Origin of the sequence: Corynebacterium lactis RW2-5, from assembly GCF_001274895.1 — a bacterium.
In the GTDB taxonomy this organism is placed as follows: domain Bacteria; phylum Actinomycetota; class Actinomycetes; order Mycobacteriales; family Mycobacteriaceae; genus Corynebacterium; species Corynebacterium lactis.
On record NZ_CP006841.1, the window covers coordinates 636,140 to 658,067 of the forward strand.

General features: G+C 63.4%; 20 protein-coding genes. 16 read left to right on the forward strand and 4 right to left on the reverse strand.

What is annotated here, in order from left to right; genetic code table 11:
* Window positions 1-271: 271 nt before the first annotated feature.
* Window positions 272-2,872, reverse strand: coding sequence for a carbamoyltransferase HypF (locus tag CLAC_RS02650; RefSeq protein ID WP_245621944.1), 2,601 nt, complete (start codon window positions 2,870-2,872; stop codon window positions 272-274).
* On the opposite strand from CLAC_RS02650, the gene CLAC_RS02655 reads away from it, so the two are divergent.
* The 6 genes from CLAC_RS02655 (at window position 2,871) to CLAC_RS02680 (ending at window position 9,296) form a co-directional block, all read left to right on the forward strand.
* On the forward strand, window positions 2,871-3,260 hold the full coding sequence (locus CLAC_RS02655) for a hydrogenase maturation nickel metallochaperone HypA (protein WP_053411576.1): 390 nt from the start codon (window positions 2,871-2,873) through the stop codon (window positions 3,258-3,260). The two genes, CLAC_RS02650 and CLAC_RS02655, sit on opposite strands and share 2 nt — an antisense overlap.
* A gap of 48 nt (window positions 3,261-3,308) precedes the next feature.
* Entirely contained in the window at window positions 3,309-4,109 is an 801-nt protein-coding gene (gene hypB / locus CLAC_RS02660; protein WP_053411577.1) for a hydrogenase nickel incorporation protein HypB, read from the forward strand.
* Window positions 4,110-4,379: 270 nt separating this feature from the next.
* Window positions 4,380-5,654, forward strand: coding sequence for a hydrogenase small subunit (locus CLAC_RS02665; RefSeq protein ID WP_053411578.1), 1,275 nt, complete (start codon window positions 4,380-4,382; stop codon window positions 5,652-5,654).
* 9 nt (window positions 5,655-5,663) lie between these two features.
* Entirely contained in the window at window positions 5,664-7,412 is a 1,749-nt protein-coding gene (locus tag CLAC_RS02670) for a nickel-dependent hydrogenase large subunit (RefSeq protein ID WP_053411579.1), read from the forward strand.
* Window positions 7,409-8,698, forward strand: a complete 1,290-nt coding sequence (cybH, locus tag CLAC_RS02675; RefSeq protein WP_053411580.1) for a Ni/Fe-hydrogenase, b-type cytochrome subunit — start codon at window positions 7,409-7,411, stop codon at window positions 8,696-8,698. Before CLAC_RS02670 ends, cybH begins: the two co-directional genes overlap by 4 nt.
* Before the next feature lie 34 nt (window positions 8,699-8,732).
* Window positions 8,733-9,296, forward strand: a complete 564-nt coding sequence (locus CLAC_RS02680) for a hydrogenase maturation protease (protein WP_053413225.1) — start codon at window positions 8,733-8,735, stop codon at window positions 9,294-9,296.
* On the opposite strand, the gene CLAC_RS02685 is transcribed toward CLAC_RS02680, so the two are convergent.
* Window positions 9,297-9,641, reverse strand: a complete 345-nt coding sequence (locus CLAC_RS02685) for a hydrogenase maturation nickel metallochaperone HypA/HybF (RefSeq protein ID WP_053413226.1) — start codon at window positions 9,639-9,641, stop codon at window positions 9,297-9,299.
* Between the two features lie 39 nt (window positions 9,642-9,680).
* On the opposite strand from CLAC_RS02685, the gene CLAC_RS02690 reads away from it, so the two are divergent.
* Both CLAC_RS02690 and CLAC_RS02695 read left to right on the forward strand, forming a co-directional pair.
* Window positions 9,681-11,000 (forward strand): nickel-dependent hydrogenase large subunit, encoded by a 1,320-nt coding sequence (locus CLAC_RS02690; RefSeq protein ID WP_053411581.1) that lies wholly within the window; start codon window positions 9,681-9,683, stop codon window positions 10,998-11,000.
* A gap of 56 nt (window positions 11,001-11,056) precedes the next feature.
* Entirely contained in the window at window positions 11,057-11,323 is a 267-nt protein-coding gene (locus CLAC_RS02695; RefSeq protein WP_053411582.1) for a HypC/HybG/HupF family hydrogenase formation chaperone, read from the forward strand.
* Window positions 11,324-11,401: 78 nt separating this feature from the next.
* Here CLAC_RS02695 and CLAC_RS02700 read toward each other — a convergent pair whose 3' ends face one another.
* On the reverse strand, window positions 11,402-12,979 hold the full coding sequence (locus CLAC_RS02700) for an LCP family protein (RefSeq protein ID WP_053411583.1): 1,578 nt from the start codon (window positions 12,977-12,979) through the stop codon (window positions 11,402-11,404).
* A gap of 108 nt (window positions 12,980-13,087) precedes the next feature.
* Between CLAC_RS02700 and rfbD the strand changes: the two genes are divergently transcribed.
* The 4 genes from rfbD (at window position 13,088) to CLAC_RS02720 (ending at window position 16,945) form a co-directional block, all read left to right on the forward strand.
* A complete protein-coding gene (gene rfbD, locus CLAC_RS02705) occupies window positions 13,088-14,098 on the forward strand; it encodes a dTDP-4-dehydrorhamnose reductase (RefSeq protein WP_053411584.1) in 1,011 nt (336 codons plus the stop codon).
* A gap of 50 nt (window positions 14,099-14,148) precedes the next feature.
* Entirely contained in the window at window positions 14,149-15,021 is an 873-nt protein-coding gene (locus CLAC_RS02710; RefSeq protein WP_245621945.1) for a glycosyltransferase family 2 protein, read from the forward strand.
* A gap of 95 nt (window positions 15,022-15,116) precedes the next feature.
* Window positions 15,117-16,250: a mannose-1-phosphate guanylyltransferase gene (manB, locus tag CLAC_RS02715; RefSeq protein WP_053411586.1), complete on the forward strand. Its 1,134-nt coding sequence runs from the start codon at window positions 15,117-15,119 to the stop codon at window positions 16,248-16,250.
* A 326-nt stretch (window positions 16,251-16,576) separates the two neighbouring features.
* Window positions 16,577-16,945: a WhiB family transcriptional regulator gene (locus CLAC_RS02720; RefSeq protein ID WP_053411587.1), complete on the forward strand. Its 369-nt coding sequence runs from the start codon at window positions 16,577-16,579 to the stop codon at window positions 16,943-16,945.
* A 107-nt stretch (window positions 16,946-17,052) separates the two neighbouring features.
* Here the strand turns inward: CLAC_RS02720 and CLAC_RS02725 are convergent, their stop codons facing one another.
* Window positions 17,053-17,526 carry a metallopeptidase family protein gene (locus tag CLAC_RS02725; protein ID WP_053411588.1) on the reverse strand — a complete coding sequence of 158 codons (474 nt, stop codon included), beginning with the start codon at window positions 17,524-17,526 and terminating at the stop codon, window positions 17,053-17,055.
* A 146-nt stretch (window positions 17,527-17,672) separates the two neighbouring features.
* On the opposite strand from CLAC_RS02725, the gene CLAC_RS02730 reads away from it, so the two are divergent.
* The 4 genes from CLAC_RS02730 (at window position 17,673) to manA (ending at window position 21,915) form a co-directional block, all read left to right on the forward strand.
* On the forward strand, window positions 17,673-18,083 hold the full coding sequence (locus CLAC_RS02730) for a DUF3499 domain-containing protein (protein WP_053411589.1): 411 nt from the start codon (window positions 17,673-17,675) through the stop codon (window positions 18,081-18,083).
* A 99-nt stretch (window positions 18,084-18,182) separates the two neighbouring features.
* Entirely contained in the window at window positions 18,183-19,562 is a 1,380-nt protein-coding gene (locus CLAC_RS02735) for a phosphomannomutase/phosphoglucomutase (RefSeq protein ID WP_082313051.1), read from the forward strand.
* 53 nt (window positions 19,563-19,615) lie between these two features.
* On the forward strand, window positions 19,616-20,626 hold the full coding sequence (locus CLAC_RS02740; RefSeq protein WP_053411590.1) for a hypothetical protein: 1,011 nt from the start codon (window positions 19,616-19,618) through the stop codon (window positions 20,624-20,626).
* 38 nt (window positions 20,627-20,664) lie between these two features.
* Window positions 20,665-21,915 (forward strand): mannose-6-phosphate isomerase, class I, encoded by a 1,251-nt coding sequence (gene manA / locus CLAC_RS02745; RefSeq protein ID WP_082313053.1) that lies wholly within the window; start codon window positions 20,665-20,667, stop codon window positions 21,913-21,915.
* The last annotated feature ends 13 nt before the right edge of the window (window positions 21,916-21,928 follow it).

The following is a 21,928-nucleotide window of genomic DNA, read 5'->3' on the forward strand; positions in this document are numbered from 1 at the left end:
CGCTGAAATAACCGGGGCGTGATCGAAAAAGGAATGGTGACGCGGATGGCCGAATTGTTGGACAGCCGTATTAGCGAGTTCTCGAATTAGCCTTGACTCAGAATTAGTCAACGTAAAAGATTCTATGCGCGCCAAAGCATGGCCTCCAAAATTTAACGAATTGATGGATACTGTTGTAAGTTCCGCAGGTCTGCGGTGTTTTTGCTCTGTGGCGTGCATTCTAATGAAGAGCCGTAAAGTTGTGGTCGGAATGCGGAAGATTTTAAAATTTTCAGTCTTTCGGCTTGGAATCACGGAACTGCAGGTGCAGCAATCTCCCCGCCATCGCCTGGCCGAGGCTCAGGCCCCCATCTCCCGGCGGCACGCTGCGATGCTGCAGTAGCTCGTACCCGCGTCGGGAAACGTCGGCCTCCAAAAGCTGCATCAATAGCGCATTGTTCGCGCACCCGCCGCTGACTCCCACAATTTTGGTATCCGCGCTCGCCGCCGCTTCCGCCAGCTGCTTGCCGACGACACCCGCGGCCCCACGGTGAAACTCAAACGCGGCGGCACCGGGGTCAGGCATTCCGAAAGCCCTGGCCACCACAGTTTCAATACCGCCTCCGACATCGGCTTCGACAGCGGCGTCAAAGCACTCGGGGTGTGCCCGTTTATACCGAGTCGCGGCGGCCTCGAGCTCCATTGCCGCCTGGGCCTCGTAGCTAATAGCGTCCCCGGAGCGCCAGCGTGGCAGGATCAACGCCGCAGCAGCATCGAAGATGCGCCCCAGTGAGGAACACTGCACCGTCCCGACTCCGCCCTTAATTTGCCCTTTCACCAGGTCAATTTCGGCTTCACTGGGGGAGGCGGGGCTCGGGGTGGTCAGGGCGTCGTAAAGCGAATCGGCGAGCGAGGGCAGGCCCCAGGCGGAGGTGAGGCCGAGCGCTAAGCGCCAGGGGTGCGTGACGGCTCGGTCGCCGCCGGCGAGGGGGAAGGTGGGGAAGTGCCACACGCGGTCCCACTCGGGGCCGGTCAGGTTGACCCGCAGAATCTCGCCGCCCCAGATGGTGCCGTCGATGCCGTAGCCGGTGCCGTCGAGTGCAGCAACAATGGCGCAGTCGTTGCCATGCGCGCCGGATGCGTTAGAGCCCCCGGGAGAATCGGTGGTGCCGGGACGGAGCAGGCGATGCTCCGCAAGCAGCGACAGTGCATGTGCCCAGTGATGCTGCACGGCGAGTAGATCGATGCCGAGGTCGTGGGCGAAGCGCTCGGCGAAGGAGGTGGTGGCGTAGCCGGGGTGGAGGTCGCAGACGACCAATTCGGGGCGTGCATCGCGGATGGACAGCAGCTGCTCGGCGGCGCGTTCGTAGGCGCGCTGGCTGGCCCAGGAGCCCATGTCTCCGATGTGTGCGGAGATGTGGACGAGGTCGTCGTGGGCGAGCGCGAAGGTGTTCTTCAGCTCACCGCCGGTGGCGAATACGGTCGGTGTAGCTGACTCAGCATCCGGAGGTATAGCGAGGTCAGCAGGGGAATCAGTACCCGCCGACACCGCAATCGGCAGCGGCGCAAAGCCCCTGGAACGCCGGGACGGTGCGGTGCCCACGAACACCGAGTCCTCGACGGGCACGTGGATGTCCCGGTCGTGCAGCACGAACGCGTCGGCGATTCGCCCCAGCTTCGCCAGGGCTTCGTCGTTGCCGGTGCACACGGGCTCGCCGCTGATATTGCCGCTGGTCACGACGAGCGGGCGGTCGCATAGCAGCAGGTGGATACCCGAGTACGGCAGCATCACGCCGAAGTACTCCAGCCCTGGGGCGATGCCTTCCGACAGCGCCGAGACATTCGCACCATCCTCGGAAAACGCCGCGCTTTCCGCGCCGCCCGCGGCGCCCTCCGAATCCGCCGTAGTCTTCTTCGCCGCAATCACAATCGGCGCCTCCGGGGAGGCCAGCAGGTCCGCCTCAGCGTTGGTCAGCTCGACTACCTCGCGCGCGGCATCCACATCGGGCACCATCACGGCCAGCGGCTTATCGGGCCGCTGCTTGCGCTGCCGCAGCCGAGCCACGGCGTAGTCATTCCGGGCATCGCACACCAGATGAAAACCGCCGATGCCTTTGACGGCCAGGATCGCGCCGTCGTCAAGCAGGCCGTGGACCTGCGCGAAGAGGGTGAGCACCTCCTCGCGCGTGCCGGCCTTGCCCCCGCTTGCCGACGCCGCCCCCGCCCCCGGCCGCACAAGGCTTAGGCGGGGACCGCAGTCGAAGCAGCTGACGGGCTGGGCGTGGAACCTGCGGTCGGCGGGTGCGGTGTATTCGGTCTCGCACGGGGTGCACATGGGGAAATTGCGCATGGTGGTGCGGGGGCGGTCGTAGGGCAGCTCGGTGATGATGGATAGGCGTGGCCCGCAGTTGGTGCAGGAGATGAAGGGGTAGAGGTAGCGGCGGTCGGCGGGGTCGAAGAACTCGCGGCGGCAGTCGGGGCACAGGGCGGTGTCGGGCGGAAGGAGGGCGCGGCCTGAGTCGCTGTGGCGGGAGGGGACGATTTCGAAGCCGGTTCCGGGAGAGGGGATGGGCGCGCGGAGCGGTACGAGCTCGCTTTCGGTGTGATTGATAATCCGCGAAAGTGCTGGCAGCTCGGTGAAGAGGGCTTGACGGAATTCGTCGATAGCGGCGGCCGGGCCCTCGGCCTCGAGAAAGACGCCGCGTTCGTCATTGCCGCAGAAACCGGTGAGGCCGGCGCGCCGGGCGATAGTGGCGACGAAGGGCCGGAATCCGACGCCCTGGACCACACCCTCGAGGCGCCAGCGGCGGCGGATATGGGCGGGGTGCGGTTGCGCTGAGGCAGTTTCCGCGGGAAGTTTACGCTCCCGACCTTGACCCAATCCGACCTGCATGTTGCCCACTCTACGCAAGGGGGCCGCGGACGCTGCTAATTTGGGGTTTGTGCACGAAGTAGCGTTGAGCATGCAGTTGGCGAAGGTCGTCACAAGGGCCGCCGAGGGGCGGACTGTGCGCTGTGTGCATCTCCGGATTGGGGCGCTGCGGCAGGTTGTTCCCGAAACGCTGTCCTACGCCTGGAACTTTGTCAGCCGCGATGCGAGCCTGGGCGAGGCGAAGTTGGACATCGACTGGGTCCCGGCTGTCATTGAGTGCCCGCTGGGGCATCGCAGCGAGGTCGGGCCGCTCGACGGTCTGGTTTGCCCCGAGTGCAGCCAGCCCGGGCACGTGATTTCCGGAGAAGAGTTCACCATCGTCGATATCGACGTGGATATAAACGCGTAGAGCAGACGCTTTAAATAAAGGTCACTAGCAGGAAAGACGGTATCAATCATGGGACGATTCCACCGGCACGACGGCGACGACGCGCACCATCACCATCACACTCACGAGCACGTCCACGACCGCGTGCAGTTGGCCGACCCGGACGACGTCACCCACGGCGACCACTCCGGATACGAGACCGGCGTCGAGCGCGTGACCATTCTGGAGGATATCTTCAGCGAGAATAATCGCCGGGCTGACTCCAACCGTCAGAAGCTCGCGGACAACGGTGTTGAGGCAATCAATCTGATGAGCTCGCCGGGCTCCGGAAAGACCGCCCTGCTGGAGAAGACCCTCGCCGCAGCCGAGGGCAAAATCCGCGTCGGTATCATCGAGGGCGACATCGAAACCGCCCTCGACGCCAACCGGTTGGAGGGCTACGGCGCGCAGATTTCCCTGCTTAACACCGGAAACGGTTTCGGTGGCGAGTGTCACCTGGACGCGCCTATGGTCTCCCGCGCGCTGGAGGGCCTGGACCTGTCCAAGCTTGACCTGGTCATGATTGAAAACGTCGGCAATCTCGTCTGCCCTGCGGAGTTCGAGGTGGGTGAGACCCGCAAGGCGATGGTCTACTCCATCACCGAAGGCGAGGATAAGCCGGTCAAGTACCCGGTGATGTTCCGCTCGGTGCAGGCGGTCGTGGTCAACAAGATGGACCTGGCCCCGTACCTGGATTTCGACATGGATCTCTTCCGCGCCAACCTGGAGAAGGTCAACCCGGGAGTCCCTGTGTTCGAGGTTTCCGCCAAGACTGGCGAGAGCCTGGATAAGTGGTTCGAGTGGGTTAGCCCGAAGCTTGCCGACGCCTAGGCCCCGGCCATCCACATTCTGAGAATCCCGGTCGCGATGCCCCACTATTTGGGGCGGTATTCCGGCCGGGATTTTTACGTTTGTGGGGAAGTGGCGAGGGGTGTGGAGACGGGTGAAGCCCGCCGCCACCTGCCTACTTATTTACGCAACGACTTTATTGCCATTTATCTTTATATACCTGCACCACAACGCCGTGATTTAAGTTTTTTATCAGGTGGATATACTGGGAACGAATACATCTCATTTACCTATGCAGAAGGCGCGGCGACAATGATTAGTGGCGCAAATTGGCAAGAGGGGACGCTCGGCGAAAACCTAGCCCGGGCTGGAGTCTCCCGACGCAGTTTTATGAAGTTTTGTGGCACCATGGCGGCGATTTTTGCCGCGGGTACGCCCAACGTAGGAGAAGCAGCGGCGCAGTCGCTCACCCCAACGGCAGAAGAGATTGCTGACAAGCTCGCGGCCGTGAAGAAGCCCAAGGTTGCATGGTTGCAGCTTCAGGAGTGCACGGGCTGCATGGAATCTGTACTGCGCTCCGGAGGCACCACGGCAGAGGATGTGGTGCTCAACCTCGTGTCGATGGACTACAACGAGCTGCTGATGGCGCCGTCGGGCCATGCTGCGGAGAAGGCCTTGGACGACCTCAACGCGGAAGACCACATTCTTGTGGTCAACGGATCTATTCCGACTGGCGAGAATGGCGCCTACTGCACAATCGGCGGCAAGTCCGCAGAGCAGGTGCTGCTGGAAGCAGCCGAGAAGGCCACCGCGATTCTCGCCGTCGGCGCTTGCGCGGTGTGGGGCTCCGTACAGGCGGCGCGCCCGAACCCCACCGGCGCCAAGGGCGTCGACGAAATCATTAAGGATAGGCCGGTCATCAACGTCTCCGGATGCCCGCCGATTGGCGAGGTCATCACCGCGACCCTGACCTACGTGCTCACCTACGGCAAGGCCCCCGAGGTCGATGCCGAAGGCAGGCCGAAGTTCGCGTATGACCAGCGCATTCATGACTCCTGCCCGCGCCGCGCGCACTACGATGCGGGCCAGTTCGTGCAGACCTTCGATGACGAGGGCGCGCGCAACGGTTGGTGTCTCTACGAGGTCGGCTGTAAGGGACCGTCCACGTTCAGCCCCTGCCCGATTGTGCAGTGGAACCTGAAGTCGGGATGGCCGATTGGTGCCGGGCACCCGTGCATTGGTTGCACCGAGAAGGACTTCTTCGATCAATTCACGCCGTTCTACGACAAGCTGCCGGACATCCCCGGTATCGGTATCGAGGCCAACGTCAACACGATTGGCTTAGGGCTATTGGGCGCCACCGCGGCCGGAGCCGCCGTTCACGCCGGACTGACTGTGGTCAAGACCATGAAAATCAAGCGCAGCAATGGAGAAGAAAAGCTACTCGCTGCGTTCGGCGGAGTCGAAGGCACTCCGGCTCCGACAGTGCCAAGCCAAGCGACAAGCCAAGCTCCAAGCGCAACGCAGACATCAACGCAGACAAGCGCGCCGGGTTCGACACCAGCGCCGGGTACCGAGGGGAAGTAGGGCACGTAAATGGCCAGTGAGAAAGTAGTCATTGATCCGATTACCCGTATCGAGGGGCACCTGCGCATCGAGCTCGAGCGCGAGGGCGACAAGATCACAACCGCCTGGAGCGAGACCACTCAGTTCCGCGGTATCGAAACGATTGTTAAGAATCGCGATCCCCGCGACGTCTGGGCCTTCGTCGGCCGAATCTGCGGTGTGTGTACCGGTACTCACTCGGTTGCCTCAATCGCCGCGGTCGAGGACGCGATCGGCTCGAACCCGCCGCCGCAGGCCCGCCGCATCCGCGACCTGGTCATCGCTTCGCAGGAAGTCCACGACCACGTCGTGCACTTCTACCACTTGCACGGCCTCGACTGGATCGACGTTACCTCGGCTCTGGAGGCGGACCCGAAGAAGACCGTCGAGTTTGCACAGTCGATTGGCTCTACCTGGAAGGGCAACACCGAGGAGACCTTCGCCCGCGTGAAGGATACCGTCAAGGGCATTGTTGATTCCGGCCAGCTGTCCATCTTCACCGGCGGCTACTGGGGACACAAGGATTACCGCCTGCCCCCGGAGGCGAATCTCATGGCGGTGGCTCACTACCTGGACGCGCTGGCATTTCAGCGCTCGATCATCCGCATTAATACTGTCTTCGGCGGCAAGAACCCGCACCCGAACTTCCTGGTCGGCGGCATGGCCTGCTCGATCGACCCGGATCGCTCCGAGACCGTCAACCAGGTCGGCCTGGACCAGATAAAGGCGTGGGTCGACGAGATTGTCGAGTTCGTCAACGACTGCTTCTACCCGGATGCAGTCGCAATCATGAGCGTCTACAAGGACTACTTCGACATCGGACGCTCCTCCGATACTTTCTTGGCCGTCGGCATGGCGGGCGCGACCTACTCTGGTGACCCCGCCAAGTCCCGCGTCGCAACCGTCCACCCGAGCGTCAAGCCGGGCGTCATCCTCGACGGCGATTACACCAAGGTGCATCCTTTCAAGCCGGAGCTGATCGAAGAGTTCATCAACTCGGCATGGTACGAGCAGGAAGCCGGAGACGATGCCGGACTCAAGCCCTTCGAGGGCGAGACCACCGCGAAGTACACCGGCCCGACTCCGCCGTACGACTGGGTATCGGATAACGAGAAGTACACCTGGTCCAAGGCTCCGCGTTACGACGGCCGCGCCGTCCAGGTGGGTCCCGTTGCCCGTGTCCTGCTGGCATACCTGCAGAAGGAACCGGAAACGGTACGCCTCGTGGACGAAGTCGTCGGGAAGCTGGGGATCAAGATTGAGCAGATGAACTCCACCGCGGGGCGCACCTACGCCCGCGCCGTCGAATCGGTGACGACCGCCAACTACCTGGCGGACCACATCCTGCCCGAGTTCATCGAGGCCCTGAAGGCCGGCGATATCGACGTTTTCGACAACACCAAGTGGGAGCCTTCGTCATGGCCGGATAAGTGCCAGGGCGTCGGCTTCATCGAAGTTGCCCGTGGCATGCTGAGCCACTGGGTCAAGATCGAAAACGGCAAGGTCACCAACTACCAGGCAGTCGTGCCGACCACCTGGCTCGCAGGCGGCCGCGACCCGAAGGGCCAGCTCGGTCCCTACGAGGAGGCGCTGGCTGGAGACGGCAAGCACCCGCTGGCCGATCCGGAGCAACCGCTCGAGCCACTGCGCACCATCCACTCCTTCGACCCGTGCATGGCCTGCGCGGTCCATGTGATGGATCCGGAGGGCCAAGAGATGTTTAAGGTGATGACATCATGACATCCTCAGCGGTTTCCAATGCTGGCCCCGCCGATAACGTGGATCCCGCAGGCCGGCTGAACGATTCGAACTGCGACGAGATTGTCATCGCGGTTATCGATGCGCATACCAGCCACTGGCTATCACCCTCCGAGGTGATTCAGGCGGCGGCAATCGTGCCTGGGGGGTCGACAGACCCGGTCGACCAGGCCCTGGCGACGAGCCTGCGCAGGCGCCGCGACGATCTCTTCCACACCGACGGCCGCCCGATGATGAAGCTGGTGCCGGACGAGTTCGACCCGGCCACGCCGGAGCGTCGTTACTCAATCGCCAAGGTCCACGGACTCGACATCGCGGACAAGACCGTCGACGTCGCCATCATGCGCGGTGAGCTGGAGTCCGTCGTCGCCGCGTCGAAGGCCAGCCGAGAGGAGCTGATTCTGCTCCGCCGCAACGCGAACATGCACCACGGCCGGGGACACCGCAACCTCGGCGTTGCGGTCGCGCCCATCGACGAGGACGGCAATGTTGGCGAGTTCGTCTTCGAGGGCTTCGTCGCCCTGGGCCTGCGCAAGCTCTGCCATGCCATTGAGGAGAACAAGAAGGGCTCCGGCTCCTGGGTGGAGGTCCATCTGTGGGGCACCTCCTTGCGCATTCAGCACTGGCTGAACCTGGTGCTGATGATCGTGATGACCCTGTCCGGCTGGTACATCATGCAGCCGTACCTCACCGATACCGCCTACGACGGTTCCGAGGCCGGTTTCGCCATGGGATACGTTCGCTTCACGCACTTCGTGGCGGCATTCGCGTGGATGGCGGTGGGGCTGTGGCGCTTCATCTTGCTGTTCATCACCCGCGATCGTCAAACTCGCTGGCGGGCGCTGTGGCCGATTTATAACAAGCAGGACGTCAAGGACCTTTTCGCTACGGTGCAGTACTACCTGTTCCTGCGCAAGGAAGGCCCGTTCTACTTCGCGCATAACCCGCTGCAGCAGATTTCCTACACTGGCATCTACATCATGTGCTTCATCCAGATGGCAACCGGCATGGCGCTCTACGGCATGCTGGATCAGTCCAATTGGCTGTTTGCGCTGCTTGCCACACCGACCCACTGGATCGGCATCGGCTACATGCGACTGATTCACACCGTAATCATGTACCTGATTTGGGTCTTCGCCATCATCCACGTCTACCTGGTGTTCCGCTCGGATACGGTGCACAATCACGGTGGCCTGTCCTCCATGATTGGTGGCTCCGTGTGGCTGCCGCGCGGCACCCAGCCCGTCGACTCCCCGCGAATTGGCTAAGCGCATGGATGATTCCCGCAGCACCGTCGCCCCCGTGGTGACGGTGCTTGGCATTGGAAACCCCGTCATGGGCGATGACGGCATCGGCTTGGAGCTGCTCCGCCGCCTCGCCCCCTCGCTTGCCGACGCCGGCAACGCCGACCCCGCCGATTCGGCACGGCTAGTGTGGACGCCGTCGGGACTTTCCGATCCGGCCGATAACCGCGGCCGCGGTGACGAGTGGGAGGGCTCAGTCGCCTACATCGACGGCGGCACCTGCGGAATGGAGCTGCTGCCGGTAATCCAGGAGTCGAAAAATCTCCTGCTGCTGGATGCGCTCGCGGGGCCGGGGAAACCTGGTGACGTCGTAAAGCTGGTGGGGGACCAGATTCCGCGGTTGCTGGCGGCGAAGCTCTCGGCGCACCAGGTCGGCCTGCTGGATTTGCTGACGGCGGCGCGGTTGCTCGGCTCTGAGCCGGAGCGAGTAGGCGTGGTCGGTGTGGTCTACGAGTCGGCGGACATGGTTGTAGGGCTTAGCCAGACGGTGCTCGGAGGGATTGACAAGGCGGTGCCGGTGGCCCGCGAGCTCATCGACGAGTGGCTGGCGGAACTCGACTAGCTAGCCCTGTTTCTCCACCTCAATGCTGGAGATTTCGAACTCGCGCCCGTGGCGCAGGTCGGCGGTAGGTGTACCGCAGACTGGGCAGGTCAGGGCGTAGAACTGGTCGATTTCGTGTTCGGCATCGCAGGTGGGGCAGTAGACGGTGGAGATAACCAGCTCCGCCTCGAACTGCGCGTCCTCACAGTCCGTGCCGAAGCTGGCTACCGGCCACGCGGCGATGAGCGAATCGTAGACTACACCCGAGCGGTCGCCGACGCGCATGAATACCTTGGTGACTCGGCGGCCGGGGGCCACCTCGGAGATTTTCTCGACCACGCTGGTCAAAAGCCCAAGCTCATGCACGACTACCATTATTGCCAACGCGACAGTGGAAGGACAGCAATGGCACCCTCAGAAAAGGTAAGCGTCGAACAGATCCAGCTCGACGAGCTTGTCGACCCCTTCGAGGCCAAGCTGGGTGTCTACCGTGCGCCCGACGGCACTGTAGATCAGGTCGCCTTCGACCTTTCCGGGCTGCCTCGTATCGATGGAATGCTTGTTGGCAAGCGGGCGGTCGATGTGCCGGACATAACCAAGAGGCTGTGCGGTCTGTGCCCCGTAGTCCACCACCTCGCTGGGGTGCGGGCGGTGGAGGCGTTGTTTTCAATTACAGAAATCTCGCGGACAGCCAGCCTGATTCGTCAGCTGCTCTGCGCCGGCTCGACGCTAGACAGCTTGGCCACGAAGTTCGTCGCCACGGACCGAGACGCCGCCCGCGCTATCAAACGAGCCGGCCAGGCGTGCCTCCGTGCTGCCGGGTCGCCGACACATTTCCCGGACGTCGCAGTCCCAGGCGGTGTGCGCAAGCCTGCTGACGAAGCGCTGGTCGCCGAGGCTCGGAAGGCGGTAGCGCAGCTGCTGGCCAGCGGAACCATCGTCGGCAGCGGGGACAACGGGGTGCCGAGCGGGAAGGACGGCCTGGACGGCAGTTTCGCCGACAATTTTCCTGGCCTCGATATAGCGGTGGTCGACGCCGACGGTGGCCTGGATCCGCTGGGGGACTACCTCGGCGTCGCCGTGCCCGGGGAGTCCGAAGCGCGAGTCTTCGCGGCCGCAGAATGGGGCAATCGCGTCCGGGAGACGGCTCCCGGCGACGCCGCGCCCCGGCCCGCTTTCGATTTCAGCCCGGCGAATGCGCCCTGCACCCAGCAGCCCCGCTTCTACAGGGTGGGGCCGATTGCGCGCCTGGCGGTCGTCGGAAGGCGCGGCGCGAGCCCGGCGGCGGCTCAAGAGCAACTGCTGGCGGATACGGCGCAGCGTGCGGCCGAGCTGCTGGACTCGTCGGACCTGCTGGGGGAGGAGATCCTCGTGAGGAGAGCGCAGGAGGCCGTCGAGGCGGCGGGGCTTGAGGGCAGCCGGACGGGCGTCGGCATCGTCGACGGGCCGCGCGGGCTGCTCGTGCACAGGTACACCGCAGCGGCCGACGGCATCATCACGGACTGTCAGATTATGACGCCGACCGCGCAAAACGAACTATGGCTCACAGAGATGTTGACCGAGCGGATGCGCGGCAGCTCGCTGGAGGAGGCCGGTTCCGGTGCCAAGCGAGGCGACGACGGAATCGAGGAGTCGATCTGGGCGGCGGACCCGTGCCTGCCGTGTAGTTCCGCGCCCGCGGGGCTGATGACGTTCAAATTCGAAGAACGCTCGCGGACGAAGTAGGGATATTGTCGAGTTAGCAGTCGCCGACTTTGGCGGTAGAGAGGGAAGCGTAAGACATGTGCCTGGGAATTCCGGCGAAGGTACTGGAGGTCACCGACGGCCCGCTGCCGAGTGCAGTGGTGGAAATGGCCGGTCAGCAGCGCAGCGTTTCCGCGATGTACGTTCCGGAGCTACAGGCCGGTGACTGGGTCTTTATCCAAAACGGCTTTGCTATGAACGTTTTAGATGAGGAGGACGCTCGCCAGTCGCTCGCCGCAATCGACGAGTACAACCTGATTGCCCATGTAGCGGAAAACGCGCCGAAACCCAGGCGTACTTCTTAAAGGCCGCTGAAAGTTTTCGGCGCGTTGGCTGGCGCGTGCCGGATGCAGCTGGAGCGCGGTCGGCTAATTGCGCTTTGTCTAGTTAACGCAGACCAGGCCGCCGGCGTCGATCTTTGGCGTCGGGTTCTCGGCTACGGCGCCGCCCTCCTGGCCGATGACGTCGCCGTTAGCGCCGTCGTCGGCAGGCGGCTTGGGGGCGGCTTCCGGTTGCGCGACCCCGCCGCCATCGACGCCCGGCCCCGAGTAGTCACCGGCGACAGTGACGGAAATGTGGTGCGGATTCAGGGTCGTGTCGTGGACAATTGGCACGCCACCGAGAGCCTCAGAGATGGCCTTGGCGGCGGGATCGTCCGGATCCGCCGCGTTGACCTGGCTGGTCGCGACGCCGGCGAACTCCGCATTCGAAACTTCGCCGCGCGAGTAGCCTTTCTCACCGAGTACGTCCGCGACCCGGCTCGCAAGCCCCTCGATGCCGGTTGCGTTGTAAACACTCACGGTCGTCGCCGCAGCGTCGTGGTCGGCTGGGGCTTTGTCCTCCGGAGCCTTCGCGCCTTCGCCCTCCTTGGGGCCGAGCAGGGTCTCGAAGTACTTGTGGACCTGACCCTTATCGATGGTCACGACGGATTCACCGTAGTCGCCCGTGCCGTCGATAGAGGTGACGGGGATAGTCTCGAACTTAACGTTTCCACCGGTCAGGCCCTGCATCTGGGTCGCGAAACCGGTGACGTCCCAGTTGTCGTCCAGGACAACAGAGCGCTGGACGGCGGTGCCCAGCTCAGAGAGCTTCGCCGGGTTGGACAGCGTGCCTGCTCCCAGCAGCTTATTGGCGAACGAGGCCATGAACACCTGCTGGCGAGTAATACGGTCGAGGTCGCCGCGGGGCAGCCCGTGGCGCTGGCGCACGAACGACAGGGCGTCGGGGCCGCTGAGCGTCTGCGGACCAGCTGGGAAATCAGCGCCCGAGAACTCGTCGTAGACCGGGGCGTTGAGGCAGACGTCCACGCCACCGATAGCGTCGGTAAGCAGGACAAATCCGAGCAGGCCGACCTCCGCGTAGTGGTCGACGGTGATGCCACTGAGATCGCCAATCGTCTGAATCAGCGCGAGGCGACCGGCCTCGGTCGAACGCTTCTCAATCTCGGCCGGATCCGTACCCTTCTGCGCCAGCTCCTCTTCGACCGCCTGCTTGGTGTTGCCGTATACGCCGTTGATCTTGGTATTGCCCAGTCGGTTCGTGTGTACGTAGGTGTCTCGGGGAATGGAGATAGCCGTGGCCGAGGAGCCGTCGGAAGGCACACGAATGATGATGATCGTATCGGTGTTGGTCGCCTTCTCGTCGCCGGCGCGGAGCATCTCGATTTCTTCCGGGGTAAGCGGGTTGCCCTTAGCGTCCGCGCGGGAGTCCGAGCCGACGAGAAGGATGTCCGTCGCGCCGTCCTTGGTGGCACCCAGACCGAAATCGCCACCGGAGCCCAGGTTGTCGGTAGTGCGGCCCAGCGTCCACCAGCCCACCGCGGATACGACCAGGAAAATCGCGGAAACGACGATGAGTGCGTTGCGCAGCATCGCCGGCCACGCCTGGGCGGTACTCTCGGCTAAGGAGGGTGGGGCTTGAATGTCCCGCGCATGACGCGGACGTGGCGATTGGCTACTCAAACCAGGCCTCCTGTGACAACGGATGAGAATAGTTTCTTCGGCGAGCACTTAGTGCGCGCTGGCACGGGCCGCCTGTTATTCGTTTACACGATAGTGAAAAAGAAGGATATGACTAAAATTACCCGAACGCATTCGAGCACACCTCAGGCTACGCCGAGCACTGCGGCTGCCGCAGGCGCCGCGGCCGCCGCTGAGCAGGAGATCTCGTCGCCGGTGTCGGCGCGTCGTAAAGCGAAGGTCGTGATCGTGGGGGCTGCGGGGCAGCTGGGTGTCGCGCTGCAGGCCTGCCCGCAGGCGGAAGCGTTCGAGGTAGTCGCCCTGAGCCGCAGCCAACTCGACGTTGCCAGCGCCGAATCTGTCGCCTCTTCCGACGCGCTTTCCGACGCCTCGGTCATCATCAATGCCGCGGCCTACACCGACGTTGATGGTGCCGAAACCGCCCCAGAGTCCGCGCACCTGGTCAACGCGCTCGGGCCGAAATACCTGGCGGCCAGGGCCAAGCAGGAGGGGGCATACTTAATCCACGTGTCCACCGACTACGTCTTTGGCGACGTAGTCCACTCTGGCCCGCCACGGCCCCTGCAAGTAGACGACGACACCGTTCCGAACACGATGTACGGGCGCACGAAACTGGTGGGGGAGACCAACGTTGTCGACTCCGGAGCTGATGCCGTCATCGTCCGCACCGCCTGGGTATGGTCCGGGCCGACCCAGCCGGAGGCGAAGGACTTCGTCTCGACGATGATTGGGCTCGCGCGGGGCGGGACGGCAGAGGGAAGCATAATTAACGTCGTCGACGATCAGCGCGGCAATCCCACGTTCGTCGGGGACCTCGCGGAAGGCATCTGGAAGCTGGCCGAACGCGCGGTGAGCGGAGACGCAGTGAGAGGAGTCGTGCATGCCACCGGCAGCGGAGATGCGACCTGGCTCGATGTAGCGCGGGCGGTATTCGCAGCCATTGGCGAGGATCCCGGGCGTGTGCGTGCGTGCACCTCGGCGGAGTTCCCGCGCCCGGCAAGACGCCCGGCGTGGTCGGTCCTGTCTCCCGACAGCTGGCTCGCCGCTGGCCTTTCGCCCCTGCCGGAGTGGGAGGCCACGTTGCGCAGGGTGCTGTCCTAGGCTTTATTACTGTGAATGAAACGGTTCCAAGCACACTCCCGCTCGGCGTAGTGACTGTCACCTTCTCGCCCGGGCGACACATCAGCGAACTGGTGGATTCGTTGGACGCGGCTGCCAGCGCCGGGACTCGGCTGATTATGGCCGACAACGGCTCGGTCGACGGTTCCGTCGAGGCGGAGACCGAACGTGCGGCGACTACCGGGGCGGACGTGAAGCTGCTGCGCACAGGAGGCAACATCGGCTACGGAGCAGCGGCGAATCGGGGCATCGCCGAGTTGGATCGCGCCCGCAGGGCGGGGGAAATAAACCCAGATTACGTCCTTTTGGTCAACCCGGACGTCATCTTTGAGCCGGGTTCGATTGACGCGATGCTCGATTGCGCGGCTCGTAATCCGCGGGCGGGTTCGGTGGGGCCGCTGATCCGTGAGGCCGACGGGAGCGTGTATCCGTCGGCGCGCGCAGTTCCGGAGCTCGTCTCCGGGATTGGCCACGCACTACTGGCGGATGTCTGGCCGTCGAATCCATTCTCGGCGCGCTACCGCGATGACTCCGACATGAGCCGCGAGAGGGACGCCGGCTGGCTCTCGGGCGCGTGCCTGCTGCTGAAGTGGGACGCGTTCGAAGCTATCGACGGCTTCGATACCCGCTACTTCATGTACATGGAGGACGTCGACCTGGGAGACCGGCTGGGCCGCGCCGGATGGCGAAATGTTTTCTGCCCGGCGGCGGAAATCCGCCACGCGCAGGGGCATTCGGCCAGCAAACACCCGGAGATTACGGTCAGGGCCCACCACGAATCCGCGTACCGCTTCATGTCGGATCGGCTCCCGGGATGGAAGTGGGCGCCGATGAGGCTGATTCTGCGCGCCGGGCTGTTCGTGCGTGGCTCCGCCATAATCGCCGTCAAAAAGCGTAGGAATTAATTTAGTCCCTTCGCGGCGGCTGTTTCGAGCGTGCCTATGCAGCGGATAACCAGTTGCCGTCGACCGTCGATTAGGACAGAAAGTAACCGATTCTCATGACCACCGAAGTCCGTTCCAACACGGGTGCTGACGCCTCGAACGAGGCCGGCGCTGCTCTGGCCGAGCGCACCGACGCAGTCATTCTCGTCGGCGGGCAGGGGACGCGTTTGCGGCCTCTTACGGTTAACACGCCGAAGCCGATGCTCCCGACCGCGGGGCGCCCGTTCCTCGAGCACCTACTGGGGCGAATCCGCGCAGCCGGAATGACCCACGTGGTTCTCGGCACTTCCTACAAGGCTGAAGTATTCGAGGAGCACTTCGGTGACGGTTCCGACCTCGGGCTGGAGATTGAGTACGTCGTCGAGACTGAGCCTCTTGGCACCGGCGGCGGCATCCGAAATGTCGCGGACAAACTGCGTTACGACACCGCGATGGTGTTCAACGGCGATGTCCTCGGCGGCACCGATTTGCGGGCGGTCCTCGGCACCCACGCTGAGAAGGACGCGGACGTGACCATGCACTTGGTGCGCGTCCCCGACCCGCGCGCCTTCGGTTGCGTGCCCACTGACGCCGACGGCCGAGTTCTCGAGTTCCTCGAGAAGACCCAGGATCCGCCGACCGACCAGATCAACGCCGGCATTTACGTTTTCCGCCGCGAGGTCATAGAGTCGATTCCGGCTGGCCGGCCGATTAGCGTCGAGCGCGAGATTTTCCCGGCGCTCCTGGACGGTGGCAGGGCTGTCTACGGTCACGTCGACTACGCCTACTGGCGCGACATGGGAACCCCGGGAGACTTTGTCCGCGGTTCCTCCGACCTGGTTCGCGGCATCGCCCCCTCGCCGCTGCTCGAAGGTCACCACGGGGAGTCGCTTGTCGACGATTCAGCCTCGGTCGGCGGAGGCGCCCTGCTCTACGGTGGCTCCGTGGTGGGCCGCGGCGCGGAGATCGGTGCGGGAGCCCGCATCGATCAGTCTGTCATTTTCGACGGTGCGCGCATCGGAGCGGGAGCGGTGATTGAGAGGTCGATCGTTGCCGCGGGCGCGGACATCGGGCCTCGTACCGTGGTCAGCGACGCGATTATCGGCGAGGGCGCTGTCGTTGGCGCCAGGTGCGAGCTGATTAATGGCCTGCGAGTATGGCCGGGTGTGACAATCCCCGATCACGGTGTGCGATTCTCCACTGACGTCTAGCGAACCGGCGTCTAGCATTGTCTCGGCCGAGGTGAGCGAATAGGAAATTTGGTCCGTTTTAGAGCGCCAGGAGTGGGGCAGCGCACCCATCCCTCAACCTGTACTTAATCCCCAACGCGGGGGGAGTGGGTTCTGGGGCAATAGAGAGTTATTCCCAATTTCCCCGTTCGGCTTGACCGACAGTGGGTTACACGTGTGTAATCACAAATGTGTGTTTCGCACTTTTCCAGCCTCTAACCGGCTTGGATGCGGTCTGTGACAAGGTCGCGATTGTGTGAGCAAGACCCAAGTAGACCCAAAGTTATCGTCGGCAGGAGGCCCTCAGCATGGATAAGTCCAGCATGTTTGATGGCAACTTCGCGGTCGATCATGAGACGAATGCGGGTGAAGACCACGTGACCGAAAGCTCCTCTGAGAACCAGCCTCGACCGTTGGCAGAGTGGGCGGATGACCTCTCCGGTCTTTTTGAGGCCGTAGATCAGGATTGGCAGGAGCAGGCGCTGTGTGCCCAGACTGATCCTGAGGCCTTCTTCCCGGAGAAGGGCGGTTCGACGCGTGAGGCGAAGCGCATCTGCCGTGCGTGCGGCGTTCGCGATGAATGCCTGGAGTTCGCCTTGGAACACGATGAGCGCTTCGGTATCTGGGGTGGCCTTTCGGAGCGTGAACGCCGCAGGCTGAAGAAGGAAATCGGCTAGCCGTATCCTAGCGGCCTGCTTAATTTTCCGGGCTCAATATTCTGGCTCTCGCGAGTTTTTGGTGAGGGCCATTTTTTCTGTCTATCCCACCTGTGTCGCCGGACGGCTTATAGGAAGTCCTCGTCGAAGTCCGAGTCGACGTCGAGGGGCTCAATCCCGAGGTAGACGGCAACGAGCAGCGTAAGCACGTGGCGTAGCAGCAAGTCGAGCTCCCGGCGGTCGCCGACTCTGCGTTCGATGGGGCGACGGAAAACCACCACGCATGGTCTGGTGGGATTGCCCGCCCGGTCGATGCCCGCTGGAATCAGTCGGCCCAGAGGGACTGCGCCGTCGGCGACGATTTCCTCAGGCAGGTACATCCCAGGGCTCAGCTGCATTCGGGGGATTGTGTCGATGGCGATGTCGAGGTGCGATAGTTCTCGGGACCACCGCTGATCCAGCGGGGAATAGGCGTCGATGACGGCCTGGTCGAATGATTCAGAACGGCTCTTCCACCGGGGAACCTCAGGGGGGAGCAGCGGTCCACGGGGGCCGCGGCCGCGGCGGATTGATCGGCGGATCCCGCTGTGGTTGACGTTCATAGTTGGTGAGTCTAATTCCCGTTGTTGGCTTGCTGTGGGATGTGCCGCGCAGCCGTCGTGTTTTGGGGCTCATTTTGCGGCAGCTCTATCCCCGTGCTGTCCCAATACTGTGAAAAAGTTCAAGTAAAGGTCTAGACTTTGCACTTGTGAGTGTATTTCGTCGTTGCTGCCGTCCAGGCTGCGGTAAGCCCGCAGTAGCCACCCTGACCTACGCCTACTCCGAGTCGACTGCCGTACTGGGGCCGCTCGCTGCTGCCTCCGAGCCCCACAGCTGGGATTTGTGTGAAAAGCACGCGCGCTCCATCACGGCACCACTGGGCTGGGAGCTCGTGCGCTATGACGTACCGACGGCCGCTCAGGACGACGATGACCTAACGGCACTGGCGGAAGCAGTTCGCGAGGCCGGTCGCAACGCCACGGGTTTGGTCCTCCGCGAGGAGGAGAAGGACAATCGCCCCCAGGCTTACAAGATCGATTCGAGCAGGCATCCGTCGGCACGCAAATCGGCGAGGGGGCATCTCTACGTGGTCCCGGATTCGGATGAGGGCAGCGAGTAGGCGCGATTTTAACGCCCCAGCTTCGTCGAAGTTATCAATGGCCTCTCTGCGGCGAGTAATATCTTCCTAGATTGATTCTTGACCCAGAGAGGCTTTTTCGTGGGAACCTACAACCGTTCCGATCTGGACGCCGCCATCAAGGCCTACGACGTTCGAGGTGTCGTCGGCGAGGGCATCGACCCGGACCTCGTCGGCGATATCGGAGCTGCCTTCGGCTACATCATGCGAGGAGAGGGGGCCACTCGCGCTGTCGTGGGCTATGACATGCGTGAGTCCTCCCCGGAGCTGGCGGAGAGCTTCGCCCGCGGTGCCGCGGCGCAGGGCCTAAACGTGACGCTGCTGGGCATGACCTCCACTGACGAGCTCTACTACGCCTCCGGCGCTCTCGAGTGTCCGGGAGCGATGTTCACGGCCAGCCACAACCCGGCGAAGTACAACGGCATCAAGATGTGCCGCTCGCTCGCACGTCCGGTGGGCGAGGAAACCGGTCTGGGCAAGATTAAGGATCTTCTGGTCGACGGTATCCCGGAGTACAACGGCGAAGCCGGCGCAATCGACACCAAGGACGTGCTGGCGGATTACGCTGAGTTCCTCCACTCGCTGGTGGATGTTCGTTCGGGCCGTCGCCTGAAGGTCGCCGTGGACGCCGGCAACGGCATGGGCGGCCTGACGGTTCCCGCAGTGCTGGGCGAGGACTTCGACATCGCGGACCTCTACTTCGAGCTCGACGGTAATTTCCCCAACCACGAGGCCAACCCGCTGGAGCCGGCAAACCTTGTGGACCTGCAGAAGTTCACCGTGGAGACCGGCTCCGATATCGGTATCGCCTTCGACGGCGACGCCGACCGCTGCTTCGTGGTGGACGAGCTCGGAAACCCTGTCAGCCCGTCGGCGATCTGCGCGCTGGTCGCCTCGCGCTACCTGCAGAAGTTCCCCGGAGCGACGATCATCCACAACTTGATTACCTCGCACGTCGTGCCGGAGATGATCGCCGAGAATGGCGGCACCGCCGTGCGTACCCGCGTTGGCCACTCCTTCATCAAGGCGCAGATGGCGCAGTCGGGGGCCGTCTTCGGCGGCGAGCACTCCGCCCACTACTACTTCAGTGAGTTCTTCAACGCTGATTCCGGCATGCTCGCGGCGATGCACGTGCTCGCCGCGCTGGCGGAGCAGGACAAGCCGCTGAGCGAGTTCATGGCGGAGTACACCCGCTACGAGGCCTCCGGCGAGATTAACTCCCGCCTGGGCAGCGCCCAGGAGCAGAAGGCTAAGCAGGCCGAGATTGAGACCGCTTTCGCCGAGCGCACCGCCTCCTCCGACTGGATGGACGGCCTGACTATCGAGCTGAAGGATTCCAAGGCCTGGTTCAACGTCCGCGCCTCCAACACCGAGCCGCTACTGCGTCTCAACGTCGAGGCTCCCACTCGCGCCGAGGTCGATGCCCTCGTCGACGAGGTCCTGGGCATCATCCGCGGCTAGGCCTGATTCGTGACTGTCACCCGCGTGCGCGCCAGTTAGGGCAAGCTAGGAGTATGACTTCGTCTCAGCACGCTCTGCAGGATGCCCTGTTTTTCCGCGCTTCTGGGGAAGGGGCCGCGCTGCGCGCCGTAGTCTCCGCCGTGCGCGAGGGCGCTTTCTCTTCACTGTCGCTGCCCCGTAGCGTTGTGGTCCTGGCGGGGGACCGGAGGGCGAAACTCGCCGCCCGCTCGGTAGTTTCGCTTGCCGACGATGCCAGGGCCCCAATCGTGGTTGCGCAGCAGCTGCCGAACTACGTCGGGGCACTGGATTTGGTGATTGTTGCAGATGAAGATCCGGGAAGCCAGCTTGCGGAGCAACTGTCGGAGGCCGATCGACGGGGTGCCGCAACAATCTTGGTTGATCCAGGGCAGGGGCCGCTGCGCGCAGCTGCCGGGGCATCGACGATTGTGATACCGCGGCCGGCGTTGGCAGAGGGAGGTTCCTTCAACGGCTACTTCGGCGTCATAGCCAGTGCGCTTACAGAGGCCGGGGTGTCTACGATTGCGCCTGCCGGCGTGCTGGAGGAAGTCGCCGACGCCGTCGATGTCGATATTGCTGCCTGCTCTCCGCAGCGCGACTTAACGGTCAACCCCGCGCGCCAGGCCGCGTCGTGGTGGGCGGAGCGAAGAAAAATCTGCGTTGGATCGAGGGGAATCGGGGAGCCCATTGCCGAACTAGCGGCACTGCTGCTCCTCGAGGCCGGGCAGGTTGTGCACGCTACGAGCAGCGTAGCGCTGCTGCAGAGCCTCGGCGTTCTGCTGTCGGAAACTCACAGTTCCGGTCACGATATTTTCTACGACCCGTATATCGATGACGAACCCGAAGGGTCTTCAGTGCTACCGTTGGGAGCGATTGTTATCGCCTCGCCGAATACAGCGGACCTCCTCCAGGACCATTTTGGCGAGACGGAATGGGCTCGCGTCGAGTGCCCCGCGCTTGATGCTTCGGCTCGGCACCCGTTGGTTGACGTCTGTGTCTCCGCGGCGAGAGTTGCAGCTATCGCTGCCTTTTCCAGCCGGGCCTAACCCCGCATGTCAGCGTGTAATTAAGGAGTGATTTGGGCATGGACCTCTTGGACCCCGTACTTCAGTCGTACCCCTGGGGCTCTCGGACGCATCTTGCCGACATCACCGGTGTGGCTTCGCCGACGGCAAAGCCATGGGCCGAACTCTGGTTCGGGGCGCACCCGCTGGCATCGGCGACGGTAGACGGCAAAGCGCTGGATAGTGTCATTGCAGCTGATCCCGTGGCAGCACTCGGAGCGCGGGCTGCGTCGGAAAGCGAAAAGCTTCCCTTTCTTTTGAAGCTGCTTGCTGCGGACGAGCCGCTGTCGCTGCAGGCGCACCCGACTCTGGCGGAGGCGCAGGAGGGGTTCCACAGGGAAAATGCCCAGGGCATTCCGCCGACGGCGCACTTTCGAAACTACCGCGACGATAATCACAAGCCGGAGCTCATCGTCGCCCTAACCCAATTCGATGCCCTGGCGGGTTTTCGTCCGGTTGAGCGCACGAAGCAGATGTTCGAGGAGTTCGGGGTGCCCGAGCTCGAGCACTACCTGGGCCTATTGGACTCGGTGGACGATGAAAGTAGCCTCCGGGCTCTGTTCACGACGTGGCTGACACTGCCGCAGGACGTCCTAGACGAGCTGGTGGAGGCCACCGCGAAGCGCTGCGCCGAATACGGCGGTGACGATCCCGAGTACCGGCTGGTCGCCGAGACTACGTGCGAGCTGGCAAGGAAGTACCCCGGTGACCCGGGAGTCCTTGGTTCTATGCTGCTCAACAGGCTGCGGCTCATGCCGGGGGAGGCAATCTTCCTGGGGGCGGGACAGCTGCACGCGTACCTGGGCGGTATGGGCGTGGAAATCATGGCCAATTCGGACAATGTGCTGCGAGGCGGCCTGACCTCCAAGCATGTGGATGTCGTCGAGCTGTTGAGGGTTTTGTGCTTCGAACCGCTGGAGGCTCCCGTGCTGCACGGCAGAGTCGACGGCGAGGGGTGGAGTAACTTCGATACTCCGGCCAACGAGTTTTCCCTCGCCTCGACTAGGGTTGAGTCCGGCGAGAGCGTGGACTTCGGTCGGGACAGCGCCACGATTGTTCTGGTTACCGAAGGAAAAGTGACCTTGTCTAGCGGGAGCCAAACGCTCGACGTGCCCTGCGGGCACGCGGCGTGGATTCCGGCGGCGCAGGCTAGCAACATCCAGCTGCGTGCGGAACCGCAGGAAAATCAAAGCTCTGTGGCGGCCCAGGAAGCCGCGGACACTGCGCGTGCCACTGGTGCCCAGGTGTTTGTGGCAACAGTCCCGCGCTAAAAGGGTTCTATGA